Raw genomic sequence first — 19025 nt, 5'->3', positions numbered from 1 at the left:
GACCGCTCGGGTTGTCCGGTGTCACGGGGACCAACCGAGGTATGTCTGGTGGACCGCGCGAAAACGACCGAGCATGCTATTTATAGGCACGATCCGGACAGGACGGCGGCTGGTGAGCACGGCATGCTCGCCGTCGATGCGGCGAGTGCCGCTGGATCGACCGCTGTTTTCGCAGTGACGTCCGACTCGTTGACGATTGGCCGGATGCAGTGTGGAATATGTTGCATGCCGATTCCCGAGCGTGAGGGTGTGATTCCGCGGGCCCTGCTGCGGGAGAACGCGTACCGGTCGATCCGGGACGCAATTGTCGACGGCACTTTGGCGCCGGGAGAACGACTCAACGATGCGGATCTGGCCCAGTGGCTGGGTGTGAGCCGGACCCCGGTGCGCGAGGCGCTGGCCCGGCTTGAGGAGGCCGGTCTTGTCCAGACCAAGCCCGGCCGCTACACGATGGTCACTCCACTGGACGTCCAGGCCGCGAGGGCAGCGCAGTCGGTCACCGCGGCGATGCACGAGCTTGCCGTGCGCCAGGCTGTACCCAATCTGTCTGCGGATGAGATCGAGGCCATGCGGGCGGCTAATCGACGGTTCGCGGCAGCTCTCCAGGCAGGTGATATCGATGCCGCGATCGCCTCGGACGACGAGTTCCACGGCGTTGCGGTGACGGCCTCCGCCAATTCGGCGATACGGTCGGTGCTGGAGCAGTTCACACCGATTCTACGGCGGCTCGAACGCCTTCGTTTCTCCTCGCTGAGCGGGCGGGGCTCGGTGGCTCTGCACGAACGCATCATCGCTTTGTGCGAGGCCGGCGACGTGGAGCAAGCCGCGATGGCCGCCCGGAACAACTGGCTGAGCCTGGATCCCCTCTTTGACTTTGGGGCGCCTGACGACGCGCCCGCGCAGTGAGCGCCTCGGGCTCATCGCCCGTCGGACGCTAGGCGGTCGGACTTCGAGGTCTGCCGCACACCTGCACGCTCAGTTTGGCGGATAGGGCTCAGCAGTTGGCCAAGTTGATCGTCCGCCGTTGCTGACCAGGTCAACTCGGGCGGGGACGGGCTCGCCCTGAACAAGCTGACCACGCTTCCCCTTAACAGACGCCGGCCAGTGGCATGCAGTATATTGCATCCTGAGGTCGAGGCGGCGTGACATTCAACTAGTTCACGCAAGCGCTGCGGCAGCTGGGAAGCGCGCCGCGGTTCGCCGGCCAGGGTCTGGCTCGCCTGTCTCGCGCGGCCCCCTGCTCGAGACCACCCCGACGGAGGAATGACCATGCCTCTCGACGCCTTCGATCGTTACCCGCTGCTGTTCGGCCCCAGTCCGCTCCACCTCCTGGACCGGCTCAGTGAACACCTCGGCGGCGCCCGGATCTGGGCGAAGCGGGAGGACTGCAACAGTGGTCTGGCCTTCGGTGGCAAGATCCGCAAGCTGGAGTACCCGCTGCCGAACGCGCTGAAGCACGGCTGGCTACACCTGACCTAGGTTCATAACGTGGGGCGACGGGAGTGTGCGGACGTGCCGCATGACGTTCGAGCGGCGGGCGGGTGTGTGACGGCGCAGCGCCGGGCCATCACCGTGACGCTGGCAGTGGAGCTGTTGCTCGTCATCCTCGCCTGCGGCCTGGCGTGGCAGGGCGATGCCGGGGGCGAGACACAACCGACAACGGCGACCGACTCCCCCGGCACCGACTTCGTCGACATCAACTTCGTTCCGTCCGGCCCGGCCGCGCCCGGCGCGGCGACCGGCACCTACACCTGGGACTGCGGCCGCAACGAGAACGGCCACCGCAACACCGCCAACATCGTGATGGCGCCCGACTATCCCGGACAGCCGCATCACGTGCACGACTACGTCGGCAACGTCTCCACGGCCGTCGGCTCGACGCCGCAGACTCTCGCGGCCGCCGGGTCGACCTGTCACAACGGTGACCGCTCGACGTACTTCTGGCCGGTGCTCCGCACGGTCGAGCCCGGCGACGCCACGGGCCACGCCGGCCAGATCCAGGTGCCGGTCGAGGTGACGCTCACCTTTTCCGGCAACCTTCGGGGGAACGTCGTGCCGATGCCGCAGCAGCTCGCGGGCACGGTCGGAGACGCCGTGGCCCTTACCAACGGTGGCCAGAACGCGGCGGCGACCTGGACCTGCTCAAGCACACCGCAGCGCCGTACCACGGCGTACCCCCAATGCCCGGCCGGCGACCAGGTGCAGCGGGTGTACGACTTCCCGAGTTGTTGGGACGGCCGGCGGGTGGACAGCGAGAGTCACCGTGCGCACCTGCTCTTCCCCTCCCAGAACGGCTCGTGCCCCCGCAACACCTTTCCGGTGCCACGGCTTCGGCTGACCCTCGCGTACGAACTCCCGCCGGCTGCCGGCTACCACATCGACGCCTTCGACGGCCAACGCAACAGCCCGCTGACCGATCACGCGTTCTTCGTCAACCTGATGCCGGAGCCCCTGATGGCGAAGGTCGTGGACTGCCTCAACAGCGGGCAGACCTGTCAGGACCGCTGATCTGGACGGCCGGAGGGTTGTACCTCACTGCGGACGACCGACTTCAAACCGGCCGTCGGAAGAAACCACCGTGACGGTGATCGTCTTCGGCACGCCCGAGACCTGCGCGGAGCAGGAGAAGCGGCTGCCCACCGTGACCGACTGCCCCGACGGGCAGGCGACAAGGTCCGCGTCGAGCTGATAGTCGTCGCGCAGCACCGACAGCACCCCCTGCTGTAGCGCCGCCGTGTCGAAGACCTTCTTGTTGAAGAATCCGGGCCAGGCCAGTCCGAGTACGGCCACCAGCGTCGCCAGCGCCACGACCGGGCCGGCCACGGCGATCACGAGTTTCCGGGAGACGCGCCGCCTACGCTCGACGGGTGTGCCCGGCACAGTGGAGGCCGGTCCCCACTGCGCCGGTGGTGCCGGTGCCCAACGAGGGGCGGGCGTCGGGGAGCCGCCGTCGGCTCCCCGGTACGGGTTGGTCATCGTCGTCCCCTCAGGCTCAGCGGGCGGTGGCCGTGGTGGGCGTGCTGGCCACATCGGGCAGGGACCTGGTGCGTTCACCGGTCGGGCTGATCGCGAACCAGGTGCCACCGACCCCCTGACCGTTGATGTCGCCCGGCTCGGTGTCCTTGGAGAACAGGTAGACGGGCCAGCCGCCGATGGTCACCTGGCAAGTGCCGTCGGCCCGCTCCACGTAACCGACCAACTTCGAGTTGACTCCACTCGGGTAGATCTGACCGGGTGACTTGACGAGCAGCGGCGGCCACGTCTTCGCGCACGCACCGTTGCAGTTCGACTTCGACGGCTTGGCCGTGTCCTTGTCGAACCGGTACAGCGTCCGGCCCTGCCCGTCGGCGACGTACGTCCCGATCTCGGCGGACGCGGTCCCGTTCAGCTGGATGATGTTGCTGCCCCGCCCCGTGTCGGGCGCGGGTGAGAGTGGGACGTCGGACGGGCCGCTGTAGATCCGTACCCGACCCTGGGTTTTCGCCACCGTCGGCTCTGCGAGCGGGGTCGCCGGAGCCTCGATCACCTCCGGTGGCGTGCCGGCCTCGGCGGTCGAACTCGGCGTCGCCTGCGCCGCCGTGGGGGCCGCTACCGTGGGGACCGCTGCCGTGGCCGGCGCCGCCGGCCCGGTCGCCTCGTCACCACACGCGGCTAGGGCCGCCACGCTGGCCACTGCGATCGCGGTCCGCGCGACCCGGCTGTGCAAAAGCATCTCTGCTCCACCTCGTGTTCGGGGAGGACCGCGCCCATCCGCGTGATCCGGCACCCACACGGCGCGGTCGGCGAAGTGGTTCACCGTCGAGGTCGGACGAGGCCCTCGTCACGAACCCGAACCTCCCGCTGAACCGTTCCGGACCACCGTCCGTGTGGGTGGCGGCAACGATGGAAGGCGGCCCAGGAGCGACCGCCTCACGGTGCCGCTGAACCGACGACACAAAGGAGCGGAACGTGGCCACTTACCACATCGTCAGCGAGGACATGCAGGAGTCCGCGACCTGGCTGAAGCAGAACATGCAGACGCTGCTGGACGGGATGAACCAGGCCAAGAGCAAGATCGACACCCTGATCCAGGGTGGCTACAACACCCCGGCCGCCCAGCAGAAGTTCGGCCCGTACTTCGACGAGTACAAGGGCAGCGTCGACCAGACCCTGAACGGCATGGAGGGCATCAGCCAGTACCTTTCGCAGGTCAGCGACGCGTTCTCCGAGACGGACAACCAGACCGGGGCCAGCCTCGGCCGTTGAACGACCGGACGGACCCGGGGCCGCGTGGTGAGCGAATCACCACGCGGCCCCGACCGTCTTTCCCGCCGGATCATCCGACCAGGAGACCCTCGTGCGCCTGCAGCTCACCGTTGCGGATCCGTCCACCGCCGTCATCGAATATCAGGTTGAGGCGGCCCCCGACACTACTGTCGGGGAACTCGCCGAGGCGCTCGCCGCGCGTCGGCCGGACCCCGCTGGCACACCACCGGCGATCTTCGTCGCCGGGGCGCCACTGGACCCACGGCTCACTCTCGCCGAAGCCCCGTTGCGCCAGGGCACGGTGCTCGGCTTGGACCGCCCCGTGCCCGAGGCCCCGGCGCAACCGCCGGGGCTGGTGCAGGTGCGGGTGGTCAGCGGCACTGACGCCGGTGCCGCCTATCCGCTCGACCTCGGTGAGCACACCATCGGTACCGCGAGTATCAGCCGGGTCCGCCTCACCGACCCCTCGCTCGCCCCCGTCGTAGCGTCGGTCCGGGTCACCCCGGACGGAGCGTGTCGTGTGCGAGCGGCCCGACCCGGCCTCCTGCTCGACCGGGTCGAGCTCGACGGTGAACAGGCGTGGGCCCCCGGCGGACAGCTCGCCGTTGGCTCGTCCCTGTTGGAGCTGCGCATTCCGGTCAAGGCAGAGGCCGCACTGCAGATCTCCGAGGACCGCACCGGCCTGGACTACAATCGTCCGCCACGGTTGCTGCCAGAGGTCCGACCGACCCAGTTCACTCTTCCGTCGCCGCCGTCGCCTCCGGAACGGCGACCGCTCGTGCTGATCACGGTGCTGGCGCCGCTGGTGGTCTCCGGAGCCGCGTACCTCATCACCCGCAACCCGCTGACCCTGCTCTTCGCCATCCTGTCGCCAGTGGCGCTGATCGCCGGTCAGATCAGCGCCCGACGCCAGGGAAAGGTCACCCACCGTACCCGGCTCGCCGAATACGAGGCGAAGAGGGCGCGGATCAGTGCCGAGGCGCAGGCGGCGCTGACCGCCGAGCGGCTGGCCCGGCGGGACAACTATCCCGACCCCGCCGCGGTACGACTGATCGCTGTGGGGCCGGAGCGCCGCCTCTGGGAACGGCGCCGCACCGACCCCGACTTCCTCGAACTGCGGGCCGGTAGCGCCGACCTCCCGTCCGAGGTGGTGCTGCGGGATCCGAGCCAGGACGAGCACCGCCGGGAGGTTCGATGGAGCGCCCTGGACGTGCCGGCGACCGTGCCGGTTCGCAAGCACGGTGTGGTCGGCATCGCCGGTGACGCCGTCGCCCGGGTCACGGCCCGATGGATGGTCGCGCAGGCCGCCACCCTGCACAGCCCCGAGGACCTCCAGATCTACCTACTCGCCGGCGCGGGCGACGAGGAGGGTTGGTCGTGGGTCGGCTGGCTGCCGCACGCGGCGCCGCGCGACGGCCAGGACACCCTCGCCACCGTCGGTACCGACACCCAGACCATGGCCCGACGCGTGGCCGAACTGGGCGCCGTGATCTCGGCCCGCGCCGCCGAGCGGACCGACGGCGCGTTCCGCGACATCCTCGTGGTGCTCGACGGGGCGCGCCGGCTGCGCTCCCTGCCCGGGGTGACGCAGATCCTGCGGGAAGGGCCCGCAGTCGGGGTGTACGCGATCTGCGTCGACGCCGAGGAGAAGCTGCTGCCGGAGGAGTGTCAGGCCGTCGTCGCCGAACAGACCGACGGGTCGCTTCTGGTGACTCGGACGCTCGCCGCGCCGATCCCCGGGGTGCACCCGGACCTGCTCTCGACGGAGTGGCTGTACACGGTGGCCCGCGCGCTCGCGCCGCTGCGCGACACCGGCGGCGCGGACGACGGTGCCGCCCTGCCGGACGCGAGTCGGCTGCTCGACGTGCTCGGCATGGAACCGCCGGAGCCGGACGCGGTGGCGGCCAGGTGGACCACCGGAGGCCGGACCACCGAGGCGGTGCTCGGCGTCTCGCTGGACGGGCCGTTCGCTCTGGACCTCAAGCGGGACGGACCGCACGCCCTGGTCGCCGGCACCACCGGCTCCGGCAAGTCGGAGCTGTTGCAGACCCTGGTCGCCTCACTCGCCGTGGCCAACCGGCCGGACGCGATGACCTTCGTGCTGGTGGACTACAAGGGTGGCAGCGCGTTCAAGGACTGCGTCCGGCTACCGCACACCGTCGGCATGGTCACCGACCTCGACACGCACCTGGTGAGTCGGGCGCTGACCTCGCTCACGGCGGAGCTGCGGCGGCGGGAGCACATCCTCGCCGAGGCGGGGGCGAAGGACATCGACGACTACGTCGAGCTGCTGCGCCGCGAGCCGACACGGACGTCGATGCCACGACTGTTGATCGTGATCGACGAGTTCGCGTCGATGATCCGCGACCTGCCGGACTTCGTGACCGGTCTGGTGAACATCGCGCAGCGGGGGCGGTCGCTCGGTATTCACCTGGTGCTGGCCACCCAGCGTCCGGGCGGGGTGGTGTCACCTGAGATCCGGGCGAACACCAACCTGCGGATCGCGCTGCGGGTAACCGACACCAGCGAGAGCCAGGACGTGCTGAACGCCCCCGACGCCGCCTCGATTTTGAAGTCGACGCCGGGGCGGGCCTTCGTACGCCTCGCCCAGTCGTCGCTGGTGCCGTTCCAGGCCGGGCGGGTTGGCGGTTTCCGCCCGGGGGCCCGCACCAGCGTCCGGCAGGCGCCCTGGCTCGTGCCCGTCTCCTGGAAGGACCTGGGTTTACCGATGCCCAGCCGCCCCGGCGTGAAGGCCGAACCATCCGCCGAGCTCACCGACCTCGCCGTGCTGGTGGAGGCCGTCCGGGGCGCGAGCGAGCAGCTCGCCATCGAGCCGCCGCGCAGCCCGTGGCTGCCGGCGCTACCGGACACGCTGACCGTCGAGACGCTCCCCGCGCCTCGCGGCAGCGGCTACCACCTGGCCTCGGTGGCGTACGGCCTGGTCGACCTGCCGGCTCAGCAGGAGCAGGCGCCGCTGGAGCTGGACCTGGGGACGCTGGGGCACCTGCACGTCATCGGTTCTTCGCGCAGCGGCCGTTCGCAGGCGTTGCGGACGATCGCCGGCACCGTGGCCCGCGTCCACTCGACCGCCGACGTCCATCTCTACGGCGTCGACTGCGGCAACGGGGCCCTGCTCGCCCTCACTGAGCTGCCGCACTGCGGTGCGGTGGTGCAGCGTACGGAGGCCGAGCGGCTCGGTCGCCTCTTCACCCGCCTTGTCGCGGAGCTGGGACGCCGCCAGCAGCTGCTCGCCTCCACCGGCTCGGCCGGGATGGTGGAGTACCGGGCCGGGGCGGCCGAGGCCGACCGTCCGCCCCACATCCTTCTACTGCTCGACCGGTTCGAGGTCTTCGACAAGACGTTCGCCGACTACGACAACGGTAACGTGATGGCGGCCCTCATGACCCTGTTGCGCGAGGGCGCCGGGGCCGGGATCCACGTCGTGATGGCTGGCGACCGGAGCATGTTCACCACCCGGATCTCGTCGACGACGGACGACAAACTGGTGCTCCGACTGACCGAACGCAGCGACTACAGCCTGATCGGCATCAACTACCGGCAGCTGCCGGACGAGATCGGAACAGGCCGGGCGATCCGAGCGGTGGACAGCGCGGAGGCGCAGATCGCTCTGCTCACCCAGGACAGCTCCGGCCAGGGTCAGGCCCGTGCGATCGCCGCCATCGGCGAGGCGGCGCGGCTGCGGGACGCCGAGGTCGGCGACGCCGCTCGCCCGTTCCGGATCGACGTGCTGCCGGACGAGCTGACCCTGGCGGAGGCGAGCGGCCTCGCACGGCCGACCGGTCCGCTCTGGACGATGCTGGGTGTCGGCGGGGACGAGTTGTCAGCCATCGGCCCGGATCTCGGGACGAACCCCTCCTTCATCCTGGCGGGACCGCCACGCTCGGGGCGGAGCACCGCTCTGCTGACGATGGTCGCCGGTCTGCTGGAGAGGGGGACGCCCGTGGTGATCGCGGCACCCCGCCGTTCGCCGCTGCGGGAGTTGGCCGGGCTGCCCGGGGTACTCGACCTCGTGACGAACGAGAATTTCACCTCCGCCGGGCTCGCGGCTGCCCTCGACGGGCGCGACGGACCCGCCGTGGTCGTCCTGGACGACGCCGAGCAGTTGCTCAAGTGCGACGCCGGCAGCGATCTCGGTGAGATCGCCCGGGTCGGGACGGAGAAGGGCCTCGGGTTGATCATGGCGGGTTCGATCGACGGTCTTACCGGCGGGTTCGGCGGCTGGCACGTCGACGCCCGCCGGAACCGGCAGGGCGCGCTGCTCAGCCCGCAGGGCCTCGGCGACGGTGAGCTGATCGGTGTGAAGCTGTCCCGCAGCCAGCTCGGCGGCGGTCGGATGGGCCGCGTGTTCGCTCACTTCGGCGATGGCAAGCTGCATCTGGTGCAGGTGCCGCGGACCGAACCGGCCACGCTGCGGGAACTGCTGTCCGCGGCCGGCGGCACCGAGTAGAAGCGACCCGTGACGTCGTCCGGCCCGGCCCGGCTCGGGCCGGACTCGACCGTGCCGGGCCGGCACCGCCAGCGAAGCCCGGGTATGGAAATGACGTCGGGGGGACACCCCCCCAAGGTGTCCCCCCGACGCGGGTCGGCAGTTACCCCTAGCTGCCGACCTCCCCAGGGGAGACCGCAGGCGGCGTGAACGCGGCGGCCTCGCCCTCATAGGAGAAGGTCAGTGTCGCGGTGATCGTGGCGAAGAGCTCGAAGATTTCCTCCGCCTCCGCGAGATTCGGGCTCGCACCGGTGACCACCAGCACGTTCGCGGTTCCCGGCAGTGGTACGACCGTGTGCATCACGGCGGAGCGCATGGTGGCGCCGTCCTGGGTGACGTTCTGGATGCCGTGCACTCGGCCGACGGTGCCGATCGCGGGGATCTGGGCGGTGCTCACCCGACGCCAGGTCCCGTCGGTGTAGGCGGGCTGCGCGACCGCGGTCAACGCGCCGATGATGTCGCCGGTCGCGGGCGGGGTGACCACCGAGACCAGCACAGTGGCGATGAGCGCGCCGTCCTCGTACACCTGGAACGTGCCGGCGGCGTGCACGGCCCCCGCGTTGCGGGCCTGCCGCACCGACCGGCGTAGCTGCTCGGCGTACTGTCCCGCCTGCTCCTCGGTGAACCCACCCTCGCGGGCCCGCGTCCACACCTCGTCCGCCACCCGGTTCTCGCTCGCCTCGTCGGCGACCGAGAAGTCGACCCAGTCCTCCGGCGTACGCAGCTCGAATCCGATCGGGACAGTGTTCGCCGCACCGGTCATCGACGTGACTCCTCCGCTGGTCAACTTGTGGTCCCGTCCGACTCCAGCGCGGCAGCGGTCTGCTCGTCCGTCTCCCGGAACGCGTCGGCCACCGCCTTCGCGGCGTCACGGACCCCTTCGAGGTCCTTGGCGATGACGTACCGTCCGTCACCCCAACGCTTCTCGAACTCGCGTGCGGCGCCCTCCAACTCGCGCTGCCCGAGCGTGTCGACGACCGGACCCATCGACCTGATCGATGAGCTGTCCATCAGCTCCTTGGTGCGCTGCAACAGGTCGTGCACCCGCTCCAGTTCCGCGCCGGGTACGTGGATCACGCTCATGCCGCCACCTCGGCGCCGAGCCTGCCTCGCTTGCCCATCCCCGCTCTCCTCCCTGGTCCGGTCACTGACTCCGCGCCGTACACGGACGGCCGATCGGATCGGTTCAGCCCGGCTGAACCGATTCCGAATCCGCTACGTGTGCGAGTCGGCTCTGGGCGTTGGCCGGAGCGGGAGACCGATCGGTGTGATGGGGAGGGTGGTCATGGCGCGTCCGGGAGACGCCGAGTGGTCGGTGTTGCAGCTCGGTTCCGATCCGGTACCCGGTGATCCGGAGTCCTTTGACGAGATCACTCGGGCCTACCAGGAGCTGTCCAGGACCACCCGGGAGGCGCACGATCTGCTCGCCTCGGGTGGCCAGGTCGAGCTTGGCCAGGGCAAGGCGATGGAGGCATTCCGTGACCTGATCGGCAAACTGCCCGGTCGGCTGGATCGGATGGCGAACTCCTACGCCGCAGCGGCCGACGCGTACCTGCGGTACCTGCCGTCGCTGGAGGAGGCGCAGACGATGTCGCTGCGGGCCCTCGACCAGGCCAGGCAGGCCTCCGGTGACCAGGTCGCGGCGCAGGCGGCGCTCGTCTCGGCGCAGGCGGCGCTCGCCGCGCTGGGTGGCGACCCGGCGACTGCGCAGGCCGAGGACAAGGCCACGGAGGACAAGGCCGCCGAGGACAAGGCCAGTGACGACGCCGCCGCCGCACAGAACCGCGCCGCCGACGCCCAGCAGGCGCTCGACCAGGCGAAGGCGTTGCTGGGCCAGGCGACCGCGCTGCGCGACCAGGCCGCCCGCACTGCCGCCGCAACGCTGCGGGGGTTGGCGAAGGACGCTCCGCAACGGTCGCTGTGGGAAAAAATCGTGGAGGCATTCCAGGCGTTCATCGAGTTCCTCCGCAGCACCGTCATCGAGTGGATCACCACGATTCTGGACGTGCTCTCGGCGATCGCCTCGTTCATCTTCCCCCCGCTCGGCCAGGCGATCGGCATGCTCTCCGGTGCGATCGACCTCGCGGCGGCGGTGGTCACCGGGGACCCCGCCGCGATCGGCTTGGCCGCCGGAGGTCTGGCGCTCGGTCTGGTGCCGGGCGGGCGGCTCGTCGGTCGGATCATCAAGATCGCCGGCAAGGGCGCCAACGCTCGGCCCGGTACCGTCTCGGACGGGATCAAGAACAGCACCAAGGGGCTCGGCGGCGAAACGGGCGCCCGTGGCGTGGACAAGGCCGGGACGCCAGGGGCCGGCATCGTCGCCATCTCCACCCCGGTTGGCATCGGCAAGACCATCAAGGGCATGTTCTCGTCGATTGGTCAGAAGATCGACGATCTGCGCTTCGATCGCGACCTCAAGATCGCGAACAGGAAGCGCGACCTGGATCCCACGCTCCTGATCGGGCAGTCCGACAAGGGCCGTGTGACGACCTTCCACGCCGAAGACGTTGGTTCTGTCCCTCTGCGTGACAGTAGCGGCAGACAGATCGGTGTCATCTTCCCCAGCAGGCCGACGGACGTCGACACCTTCACGGACTTTGGGCAGCAGCAGGCCAACCTGGCCTTGGGTAGAAACCTAGGCGGCACAATGGACGTTGGGGGCCTGAAGATCATCCGGAGCCTGCCCGGCGAGGTGTCCAGCTTCCAGGGCAACACGTTCCAGCCGGCTCCCTGGAGCAACCTGAGGAGCGACCCGATCCTCGTCTTCGCCCACGGCAGCCCGGACAGCGCTGCCGTGACCTTGACGAACGGCAAGGTGGTGAACGTCAACGGCGCCAGCATGGCCAAGATCTTGCACAACGACGCCGCCTTCAGGGCGGCCACGGGCGCCAACCCGAAGGGCTCGATCGCCATGATCTCCTGCAACTTCGCCAACCCCACGGGCAGCGCCGGTCAGGACTTCGCGAACGTCATGCGCGACCTCGGCAACAAGCGGCCGATCTTCGCAGCGACCGAGGTCGTGCAGGCGACCCGAGGCGTGGATGAAGACGGACTGCTCACCGATCCCGGTCGGACCATCGCGACCCTGGCAGTGCAGAACAGGGGCGAATTCAAGCGGATCAAGCCGAACTGACGAGGGGACGGACCGATGAACGAGCATGAAGAGGCCGACGTCCAGCGCAACTGGATGCTGCTGTTGGATAGCGATGGGGACCGGACCGACGACGAGGATCCGGACGCCGGGGGAATCCCTCCGGTGGAGACGATCGTCGGCGGCTGGTTGGTCGAGGACGACGGGACCGTCGGGCGGTTCGAGGCCAATCCGCTGTACTGGCCGCGGAACGCCGACTCGCCCACGAGTCCCGTGGACGCGGCGGCGAAGCTCGTCGCCACCGACCGGGCCGACGTCGACCTGGTGCTGCTGGCCCTGCGGGACAGTCTGGTGGCGGTGGCGCTCGACGAAGCGGGCGAGGTGGCCGTGGCATCCGCCCCGGACGGCGTTCCCTGCGTGGTGGTCGCCTCCGGCGCCCTCGACCAGGCGCGGGTCGACGCGCCACAGTGGCGGCGGGTCGATCTGACCGAGCTGCTGCGGCTGCTCCCGGCCGGCTTCGACGTGCTGGTCAATCCCGGCGGGCCACGGTCCATGCGCTTCCTGGCGGACGCACTGCGCGACTCGGTCGGCTCCAGCGGAGATGAGTGAGATGCCCTCGACCAGGGCGCACGCCGGACGCCGCATGACCGGCGTCGGAATGGTGCTGGCCGCGGTGGCCGCACTCCTCCTGTCAACCCCCACCGGGGCGGACGCCGTCGAGCCGTCGGTGCCGTACTGGGTGGTGCCCGGGGAACCTGGCGCGGAGAGCGACTTGACGCTGCCCGGGGTCGCCGACCGGACGCTCGGCGACAGCCGGCGCTGGCCGGAGATCTTCGAGCTCAACCAGGGGCGTACGCAGCCGGACGGCCGCGCACTCACCGATCCGGCGCAGTCGATACGCGCAGGCTGGGTCTTCGTCCTCCCCGAGGGCGCGACCTCCGGTGAGATCCGAATCGGTCCGCCGCCGACGGCCACGCCGAACGTGAACCAGCAGTCGGGGGCTCCGCCGGTCGACCGACCGCAGGAGGAAGCGCCGGCTGCGGTGCCCCCGGCTCCACCGGCCGACGGCGGTGAGACGCTCGTCCTGGGGCTCCGACCGATCACGGCGACGCTGGTCGGTATCGGCACGGTGCTGCTGGCGGTCGTCGTACCGGTGCTGGTCCTGTTGGCGCGGCGTCGCCGCGCGGCCGGGCCGGCGCGACCGGCCCCGGCGCCGGGCTCACGGCAGGTGTTGGACCGCGCCTTGCGGCAGCTCGCTGCGCAGGCCGCCCAAGCCCAGGTGTACGCGGCGCTGATCGGTCCGGACCGGGTATCGCTGCGGCTGGCACCGGCGCTACCGGACGCCCCGCCTCCGTGGCGGGCGCGGCAGCAGGGTGCGATCTGGGAGGCACCGAGCTGGCAGCTCGATGACGGCGCCGAGGGTGGCGACGGGATGCCGCTGCTCGCCACCGTCGGGACGGTCGGGGATGAGCTGGCCGTCGTCAACCTTGGACGCGCGCCGGGAATCGTCGCGCTCACCGGGGACCCCGTGGCCGCCATGCGCGTCGCCCGCGCCTTTCTCGACGAGATCGGCCGGCGCGACGGGGCAGCGTCCGTCACGATCAGCGTGGTCGGTCCACCGCCCCCCTCGTGGCCGGCCCCGGAGCAGGTCCGGGTCGTCACCGATGCGCGGGCGGTCCTGACGCCGTACGGCGACGGCCTGGGCATGGTCCACGAGTCCGACGTACTGCACAACCACCTGGTGCTGGTCACCACCGCGATCCCGCCGACCGAGCTGGAACGCCTCGGCGCGTTGGCGGCCGCCCCGGGCGGCACAGCGGCGGTCCTGGTCGTCGGCGACGCACCGAACGCCGCCTGGCGGTTCGAGGTCGATGCCGACGGAACGCTCGACGTCGGTGTGCTCGGGCTCGACCTCGACCGTCCGACGCCGCGCGGTCGGCGCCTCCCGAATCGGCACCGCTGACCCGGCTCTCCTGTCCGAACCCATCGATCGATTGGTGTGGCGATGAAGGCACGCATTCCCCGTACCCTGCTCGGTTCCCTCGCGCTGGCCGCCGTGCTCCTCGCGTCCGGATGCACCACCACGGTCACCGACCCGGTCGCCCTACCTCAGCCGGACGTCGGCGGGCCGCGGCCGCAATCCGGAGCCGCGCAGAACCAGCAGGCGTCCGGCGCGCCGAACAACCTGGGGCAGCGCAGCCCGGACGGGGGTTACTGGCCGGCGTCGGTGCAGCTCGGAGAACACCCGGAACTCGGCCCGGTGGTCCTCGACGGGCAGGGCTTCACCCTCTACCGGTTCGACCGGGACAGCGCCGCACCCCCCCAGTCGAACTGCACCGGAAGTTGCCTTGCCGCGTGGCTGCCGGTGCTGGTGAACGAGAAAGTGAAGTTCAAGGATCTTGATCCCTCCCGGCTCGGCGCAGCCGCCCGCCCCGACGGAACCCAGCAGGTGACCGTGGGCGGGCGACCGGTCTACCGCTTCGTGGACGACAGGGTGCCCGGCCATGCCTCCGGGCAGGGCACCGACGGGCTCTGGTTCGTGGTCGCTCCGGATGGGGGTAAGGCCGCAGCGCCGATCGGCCGAATACCTGAAAGTTCACCCACGTGAGCATAGAAACACATTCGTTCCTGATTGCCGGTATTCGGAAGTACGACAGGCATCCTGGTTACCCGGTGCACCGGTGGCGACGCCGGCGCGGGGTCAACAGAGGATGGTAGGTATGGCGGGGTTGCGGCCCGATCGTCGGCAGGAAGTAGCAGACGAGGCCCTGATCCGATCCCTGTACGAGGAACACGGCCGTGCGATGCTCGCGTACGCGACACAACTGACCCGGGACCGGGCCATCGCGGAGGACATCGTCCAGGAGGCATTGGTGCGCGCCTGGCGCCACCCGGACAGCCTGGTCAACGGCAAGGGATCGGTACGGGGGTGGCTGCTCACCGTTGTACGTAATCTCATCACCGACGCGGTGCGCGCCCGAAAGGCGCGACCGCCCGAGGTCCCGGAGAGCCCGACGGACGTCGCGATGGAGCGAGATCACGCCGACCAGGTGGTCAATTCGATGGTAGTGGTGGACGCCCTCAACCGCCTCTCGCAGGAGCACCGCGAGGTCCTCGAGCAAATTTATTTACTCGGGAGTACAGTCGCGGAAGCCGCGAAGGCCCTGGGTATCCCGCCGGGAACGGTCAAGTCACGCTCCTACTACGCACTCCGTGCGCTACGCGACACCGCGGGGCGCTGAAACCGGGTGGAACGGTCTGCCTCATGAAATCGGACAGCTTGACGCCGGCCGGTGACCACGTGGACATCGGCGGCTATCTGATGGGCGAGCTCGACAAGGAGCAGCTCCGGCAGGCGGAGGAGCACCTGGCGGGCTGTGCGGAGTGCCGCACCGAGGTCGATTCGCTCCAGGAGTGGAAGGACGCCCTCGAGGCCGTACCCGAGGCGATGCTGCTCGACGGCCCACCGGAGGGCGGAGACCTGCTGCTGCAGCGCACTCTGCGCCAGGTTCGCAGCGAATCGTCCGGGCGTCGCCAGCGCCGTCGCGTAGTCCTGAGCGCTGCCGCGGCGGCAGCTCTCGCCGCTGCGACGTCCGGTGGCGTCCTGCTGGGTCGTACGACCGGCGACGCACCCGACACGCGTGCCCTACCCACCCCGCCGACCTCGGTGATCACCGCCAACCCCGCTACACGCAACGCCAGCACGACCGACCCCGCCACGGGTGCCCGGCTCACCGTCGCGTTGACCCCGGCAGCAGGCTGGGTGCGGGTCAACGCGGCAGTGTCCGGGATCCCTCAGGGGGAGCGCTGCCGTCTGCTGGTCGTCGGCAAGGACGGCAGCACGGTACTGGGGGGCAGCTGGCTGGTGTCCGAAGACGGTGCGACCGACGGCACCACGCTCGACGGCAGTGCCCTGATCGACCCCGCCGAGGTCGACGGTGTCCGGGTGGAGAACACCGACGGCAAGGTGTACGCAACCGTGAAGCTGTAGCCGGGCGGGCCTCGCCGGACCAACCGTCTCGTTCGGTTCGGCGGGGCCCGCCCGGTCCGCGGGCGGGCTGCTAGCGGTACTTCTCCAGGCAGGGCGCCAGCCTGCCGGCGGTGAAGCCGTCCCGGAACGCTTCGACGCGCGCGAACCCGGAGGGAATACCGGCACCGTTGACGTCGGCGGCGATCAGGCTCCGTGGTGCCAACATCTCGGCGATGGCCTCGTCCAGATCGCCGGGAGAGAGCTGTAGGACGGCGCCCCGCCCTGCCACGACCATCGCCGCCCAGGCTCCGGTGAGGCACGCCGTACGCTGCGCCGTGGCCAGCCCGGTGAGCGGAAAGCCGTCCGCGTGTTGCATCGCGAGCGCGTACCGGGAGGCGATCTCCGCGAAAGCCCCGAAGTCCCCGATCCCGCCCTGTCCCTGGTCCGGCGACGTCCCGAGGCGGGCTAGCTCAGCCAGGTCGAGCCCAACCGTGTTGGTAGCCGGGCAGTAGGCGGCGGGGACGGTGGCGGTCGCCTCCGGGCACGCCGATAGGGACAGGCTGATCGCCGGCCGCGTGGCCGTGGCGCCTCCCCGGTCAAAGGCCGCTCGCAGTGTCTCCTCAAGCGCGAGCAGGGAGTCCCGGTCGTCCACCGGCAGGTTGTCGGCCGCCTCTCCGGTTGTCGCCGGCTGGCCGCCGGCCGGCTGCGTGATCCGCTGCCGCACCTCGGCCTCGTCGATGCGGGCGCACCGGGCGGGGCCGTCGCCGAAGCCGAACTGGAACGCGGACACCCGATCAAACGCGTTGCCGTGCGCCCCTTCCGCCTCGAAGCCGGTCTCCGCGCCGTCGCGGATAAAAAACAGCGTGGCGAGGATCTGGTTGAGGCCGGCGCCGGTGGAGAGCTGGAAGTGCGGGGCGTTGCCCTCAGCCACCCACCGGATGAAGTTGCCCGCAAAGCAGTCGGCCTGCTGCTCCTTGACGATCGAGCTGGTGCGTCCGTCGACCGTGTTGAGGCGGAACTGTACGGCGTGCCCCAACTCGTGGGCGAGGACGGCCACCACCGCCATCGGTCCGAACGAGTCGTTGAGCATGGGAAGCAATTGCCCCCGGTCCCAGGCGACTGTGTCGTCGGCCGGGCAGTAGAAGGCATTCACCGCGCCCTCCGTGCTGCTGCCGCAGACGGTGACGCCCGGGCCGGTGGAGTCGTACGAGATGAGCCGCGCAACCGGCTCGAACCGCCGACCGAAGGTGGCCGGCAGCTCCTCCGACCAGTACCTCTGCACGTCGTCAACGGCGTTGCGGGCGAGCCGGTCCGCCTCGCCGCGGTCGCTGCCGACGACGACGAGGCCCGAGTCGGGCACCTCTGGCCGGGGACCACTCGTCCCCGTGGTGATCTCCAGACCGGCGACCCTGGTGGCGCTCCAGCGCTCGGCGACGCCGATACCCTCCACGGGCCGGGCGCAGCCGGCGAGCAGTGCCGCCACCCCGAGGGTCATCACGCCGAGGGCCAGCGCCCGTCCGGGCGGCGCCGCCCGCCTGTTGTCAATCATCATTTTCCATCACCTTCTCGGCGTCGACGCGCGGGCACGGAACCTCGATCGGCGCAGGCCGACAGAGAGCGTGTTGGGCCACGGCTCGGCCGATACGAAGACGGGTGTGCCGGCCCGGCGCAGAGCCGGACCGGCACACCCGTTGGTCGGGATCGGACGGTCAGTTGAAGCGGACCGAGACGACGGCGTTGTCGAAGCCGATCGTCGCCAGATCGGCGACGTCACCGTTGATGACCTTCGATTGGCCGGTGCAGTTGGGGCCCATCCAGATCTTCAGCGAGCCGGGGGCCGCGACGGAGGAGGCGGCACCCGGGCGGGGCAGGTTCTGGCACCCGTTGCCGGCCACGCCCTGGGAGGCACCGTTGTCGCTGAAGTTCGCCTCGTCGAAGAAGACGGCACTGGTGGCGGGCGGAGCGGTCGCGTCACCGGTGTCGGGTGTGTCCTGGCCGCCCTCCGGCGCGCCGGCCTTGCCGCCGGTCGGGGTCACACCGAACCACGTGCCTCCGACGCCCTGGCCGAGGGTGTCACCCCGCTTGGTGTCCTTGGCGAACCGGTAAACCGGCCAGCCGCCGATGGTGACCTGGACGGTGCCGTCGGCGCGCTTGACCGTACCGACCGCCGCCTTCTTGACCCCCGCGATGAAGACCTTGCCGCGCGGCGCGACCGTGACTGGCGGCCAGGTCTGCGCGCAGTCCCCGTTGCAGGTCGAGGTGGGCGGGTTGTTGCTGTCCTTGTCGAAGCGGTAGAGCGTCAGCCCCGCACCGTTCACGACCACAGGGTCGAGGTCGCCGGCCCTGCTGGCGGTCAACTGGACCCACCGCTGCGACGACTGACGGGCCGCCCCCGCCGCGACGCCGCCGTTCGGCACCGCCCAGTCGCCGGTGTTGGCTTCCGACTTGTTCGACTTCGCGGTGCCGGAGAGCAGCGCGAGGTCGCCGCCCGCTGCACCATCCGCGGGCGCTGTGGCCTCGCCACCGGCCGAGGCGGAGGCCCTCGCCGGCGCGGGTGCCTCGGGGGTCGAACTGCACGCGGTCAGCGCCATCGCGCTGGCAGTCATGAGGGCAACAAAGGGCGCTAGGTGCTTGCGCATCATCTCGGGGTCTCCCAGTTTCTACCCGGCCCCCGTACGTCGGGAAGCCGTTCGGCATCCACACGGACCCCGCTCGGAAACGGTTCAGCCGAAGGCCAGCGGCTCGACTGCCGACGGTGGTGGAACGTACCGAAGTGGTCGGCGCGCAGCGGCTCCTATGCCGTCGCCGCAGGCCGGGCGGCGGCGAGCAGGTGCTCCATGTCCTCGATCGGCATCCCCAGCTGGTCGCGTACGGCCATGGGAATAGACGCGGTGCGGGCACGCAGAACGTCGCCCTGGGCGGTGACGATGACGCTGCGCTCGTCGGCCGTGTTGGGTGCACGGTGTACGTGTCCGAGAGCTTCGAGTCGTTTGAGCAGGGGCGACAGCGTGCCCGAGTCGAGCTGCAGGAGGTGGCCGAGGCTGCGGACGGGCAGGGGGCCGTGCTGCCACAGCGCGAGCATGACCAGGTATTGCGGATGGGTGAGGCGCGGCCGAGGTCATCCCCAGCTACGGTTGCCGCCTGCAGGCAGGCGCGCATCATCGCGCCCTAGTCAACCGTGGGCCGAGCGCCGCAGCGGCCCTCGGCCCACG

General features: G+C 70.4%; 17 protein-coding genes and 1 pseudogene. 11 read left to right on the top strand and 7 right to left on the bottom strand.

Annotated features, from left to right (window positions below; all coding sequences use genetic code 11):
- The first annotated feature begins 48 nt into the window (after positions 1 to 48).
- The 3 genes from AC5L30_RS09780 (at position 49) to AC5L30_RS09770 (ending at position 2508) form a co-directional block, all read left to right on the top strand.
- Positions 49 to 906, top strand: coding sequence for a GntR family transcriptional regulator (locus AC5L30_RS09780; protein ID WP_494866627.1), 858 nt, complete (start codon positions 49 to 51; stop codon positions 904 to 906).
- A 363-nt stretch (positions 907 to 1269) separates the two neighbouring features.
- Positions 1270 to 1479, top strand: coding sequence for a hypothetical protein (locus AC5L30_RS09775; protein ID WP_494866626.1), 210 nt, complete (start codon positions 1270 to 1272; stop codon positions 1477 to 1479).
- 66 nt (positions 1480 to 1545) lie between these two features.
- A complete protein-coding gene (locus AC5L30_RS09770) occupies positions 1546 to 2508 on the top strand; it encodes a DUF1996 domain-containing protein (RefSeq protein WP_494866624.1) in 963 nt (320 codons plus the stop codon).
- A 24-nt stretch (positions 2509 to 2532) separates the two neighbouring features.
- Here AC5L30_RS09770 and AC5L30_RS09765 read toward each other — a convergent pair whose 3' ends face one another.
- Complete coding sequence (locus tag AC5L30_RS09765) at positions 2533 to 2832, bottom strand: DUF4333 domain-containing protein (RefSeq protein ID WP_494866622.1); 300 nt, start codon at positions 2830 to 2832, stop codon at positions 2533 to 2535.
- Between the two features lie 160 nt (positions 2833 to 2992).
- On the bottom strand, positions 2993 to 3712 hold the full coding sequence (locus AC5L30_RS09760) for a COG4315 family predicted lipoprotein (RefSeq protein ID WP_494866620.1): 720 nt from the start codon (positions 3710 to 3712) through the stop codon (positions 2993 to 2995).
- Between the two features lie 236 nt (positions 3713 to 3948).
- Here AC5L30_RS09760 and AC5L30_RS09755 point away from each other — a divergent pair, with 236 nt between their 5' ends.
- Both AC5L30_RS09755 and AC5L30_RS09750 read left to right on the top strand, forming a co-directional pair.
- Positions 3949 to 4245 (top strand): WXG100 family type VII secretion target, encoded by a 297-nt coding sequence (locus AC5L30_RS09755; protein ID WP_281580755.1) that lies wholly within the window; start codon positions 3949 to 3951, stop codon positions 4243 to 4245.
- 91 nt (positions 4246 to 4336) lie between these two features.
- On the top strand, positions 4337 to 8713 hold the full coding sequence (locus AC5L30_RS09750) for an FtsK/SpoIIIE domain-containing protein (RefSeq protein ID WP_494866618.1): 4377 nt from the start codon (positions 4337 to 4339) through the stop codon (positions 8711 to 8713).
- A gap of 148 nt (positions 8714 to 8861) precedes the next feature.
- On the opposite strand, the gene AC5L30_RS09745 is transcribed toward AC5L30_RS09750, so the two are convergent.
- Positions 8862 to 9515 (bottom strand): hypothetical protein, encoded by a 654-nt coding sequence (locus AC5L30_RS09745; protein WP_494866617.1) that lies wholly within the window; start codon positions 9513 to 9515, stop codon positions 8862 to 8864.
- Positions 9516 to 9535: 20 nt separating this feature from the next.
- Positions 9536 to 9835, bottom strand: a complete 300-nt coding sequence (locus AC5L30_RS09740) for a hypothetical protein (RefSeq protein WP_494866616.1) — start codon at positions 9833 to 9835, stop codon at positions 9536 to 9538.
- 196 nt (positions 9836 to 10031) lie between these two features.
- On the opposite strand from AC5L30_RS09740, the gene AC5L30_RS09735 reads away from it, so the two are divergent.
- The 6 genes from AC5L30_RS09735 (at position 10032) to AC5L30_RS09710 (ending at position 15834) form a co-directional block, all read left to right on the top strand.
- A complete protein-coding gene (locus tag AC5L30_RS09735; RefSeq protein ID WP_494866614.1) occupies positions 10032 to 11885 on the top strand; it encodes a hypothetical protein in 1854 nt (617 codons plus the stop codon).
- A 15-nt stretch (positions 11886 to 11900) separates the two neighbouring features.
- Positions 11901 to 12452: a type VII secretion system-associated protein gene (locus tag AC5L30_RS09730; protein ID WP_494866613.1), complete on the top strand. Its 552-nt coding sequence runs from the start codon at positions 11901 to 11903 to the stop codon at positions 12450 to 12452.
- Position 12453: 1 nt separating this feature from the next.
- Complete coding sequence (locus tag AC5L30_RS09725) at positions 12454 to 13806, top strand: LysM peptidoglycan-binding domain-containing protein (protein WP_494866612.1); 1353 nt, start codon at positions 12454 to 12456, stop codon at positions 13804 to 13806.
- Positions 13807 to 13848: 42 nt separating this feature from the next.
- Complete coding sequence (locus tag AC5L30_RS09720) at positions 13849 to 14451, top strand: COG4315 family predicted lipoprotein (protein ID WP_494866611.1); 603 nt, start codon at positions 13849 to 13851, stop codon at positions 14449 to 14451.
- A gap of 103 nt (positions 14452 to 14554) precedes the next feature.
- Entirely contained in the window at positions 14555 to 15085 is a 531-nt protein-coding gene (locus tag AC5L30_RS09715; protein ID WP_494866610.1) for a sigma-70 family RNA polymerase sigma factor, read from the top strand.
- Between the two features lie 23 nt (positions 15086 to 15108).
- Positions 15109 to 15834, top strand: a complete 726-nt coding sequence (locus AC5L30_RS09710; RefSeq protein ID WP_494866609.1) for an anti-sigma factor — start codon at positions 15109 to 15111, stop codon at positions 15832 to 15834.
- A gap of 70 nt (positions 15835 to 15904) precedes the next feature.
- Here AC5L30_RS09710 and AC5L30_RS09705 read toward each other — a convergent pair whose 3' ends face one another.
- The 3 genes and pseudogenes from AC5L30_RS09705 to AC5L30_RS09695 all read right to left on the bottom strand — a co-directional run.
- Positions 15905 to 17365: a neutral zinc metallopeptidase gene (locus AC5L30_RS09705; protein WP_494866607.1), complete on the bottom strand. Its 1461-nt coding sequence runs from the start codon at positions 17363 to 17365 to the stop codon at positions 15905 to 15907.
- Between the two features lie 157 nt (positions 17366 to 17522).
- Positions 17523 to 18419, bottom strand: a complete 897-nt coding sequence (locus AC5L30_RS09700) for a hypothetical protein (protein WP_494866606.1) — start codon at positions 18417 to 18419, stop codon at positions 17523 to 17525.
- A gap of 188 nt (positions 18420 to 18607) precedes the next feature.
- A pseudogene (locus tag AC5L30_RS09695) lies at positions 18608 to 18910 on the bottom strand (MarR family winged helix-turn-helix transcriptional regulator); the annotation flags it as partial.
- Positions 18911 to 19025 lie beyond the last annotated feature (115 nt).

The organism is Micromonospora sp. BQ32 (genome assembly GCF_059358895.1).
The sequence above is the reverse complement of the archived record's forward strand: the minus strand, read 5'-3'. Positions and strand labels throughout refer to the sequence as shown.

Coding starts and splice junctions, on each gene's coding strand:
- AC5L30_RS09760 (WP_494866620.1), bottom strand. CDS start 3,712: ATGCTTTTGCACAGCCGGGTCGCGCGGACCGCGATCGCAGTGGCCAGC.
- AC5L30_RS09725 (WP_494866612.1), top strand. CDS start 12,454: ATGCCCTCGACCAGGGCGCACGCCGGACGCCGCATGACCGGCGTCGGA.
- AC5L30_RS09775 (WP_494866626.1), top strand. CDS start 1,270: ATGCCTCTCGACGCCTTCGATCGTTACCCGCTGCTGTTCGGCCCCAGT.
- AC5L30_RS09745 (WP_494866617.1), bottom strand. CDS start 9,515: ATGACCGGTGCGGCGAACACTGTCCCGATCGGATTCGAGCTGCGTACG.
- AC5L30_RS09730 (WP_494866613.1), top strand. CDS start 11,901: ATGAACGAGCATGAAGAGGCCGACGTCCAGCGCAACTGGATGCTGCTG.
- AC5L30_RS09740 (WP_494866616.1), bottom strand. CDS start 9,835: ATGAGCGTGATCCACGTACCCGGCGCGGAACTGGAGCGGGTGCACGAC.
- AC5L30_RS09710 (WP_494866609.1), top strand. CDS start 15,109: ATGAAATCGGACAGCTTGACGCCGGCCGGTGACCACGTGGACATCGGC.
- AC5L30_RS09700 (WP_494866606.1), bottom strand. CDS start 18,419: ATGACTGCCAGCGCGATGGCGCTGACCGCGTGCAGTTCGACCCCCGAG.
- AC5L30_RS09715 (WP_494866610.1), top strand. CDS start 14,555: ATGGTAGGTATGGCGGGGTTGCGGCCCGATCGTCGGCAGGAAGTAGCA.
- AC5L30_RS09720 (WP_494866611.1), top strand. CDS start 13,849: ATGAAGGCACGCATTCCCCGTACCCTGCTCGGTTCCCTCGCGCTGGCC.
- AC5L30_RS09705 (WP_494866607.1), bottom strand. CDS start 17,365: ATGATGATTGACAACAGGCGGGCGGCGCCGCCCGGACGGGCGCTGGCC.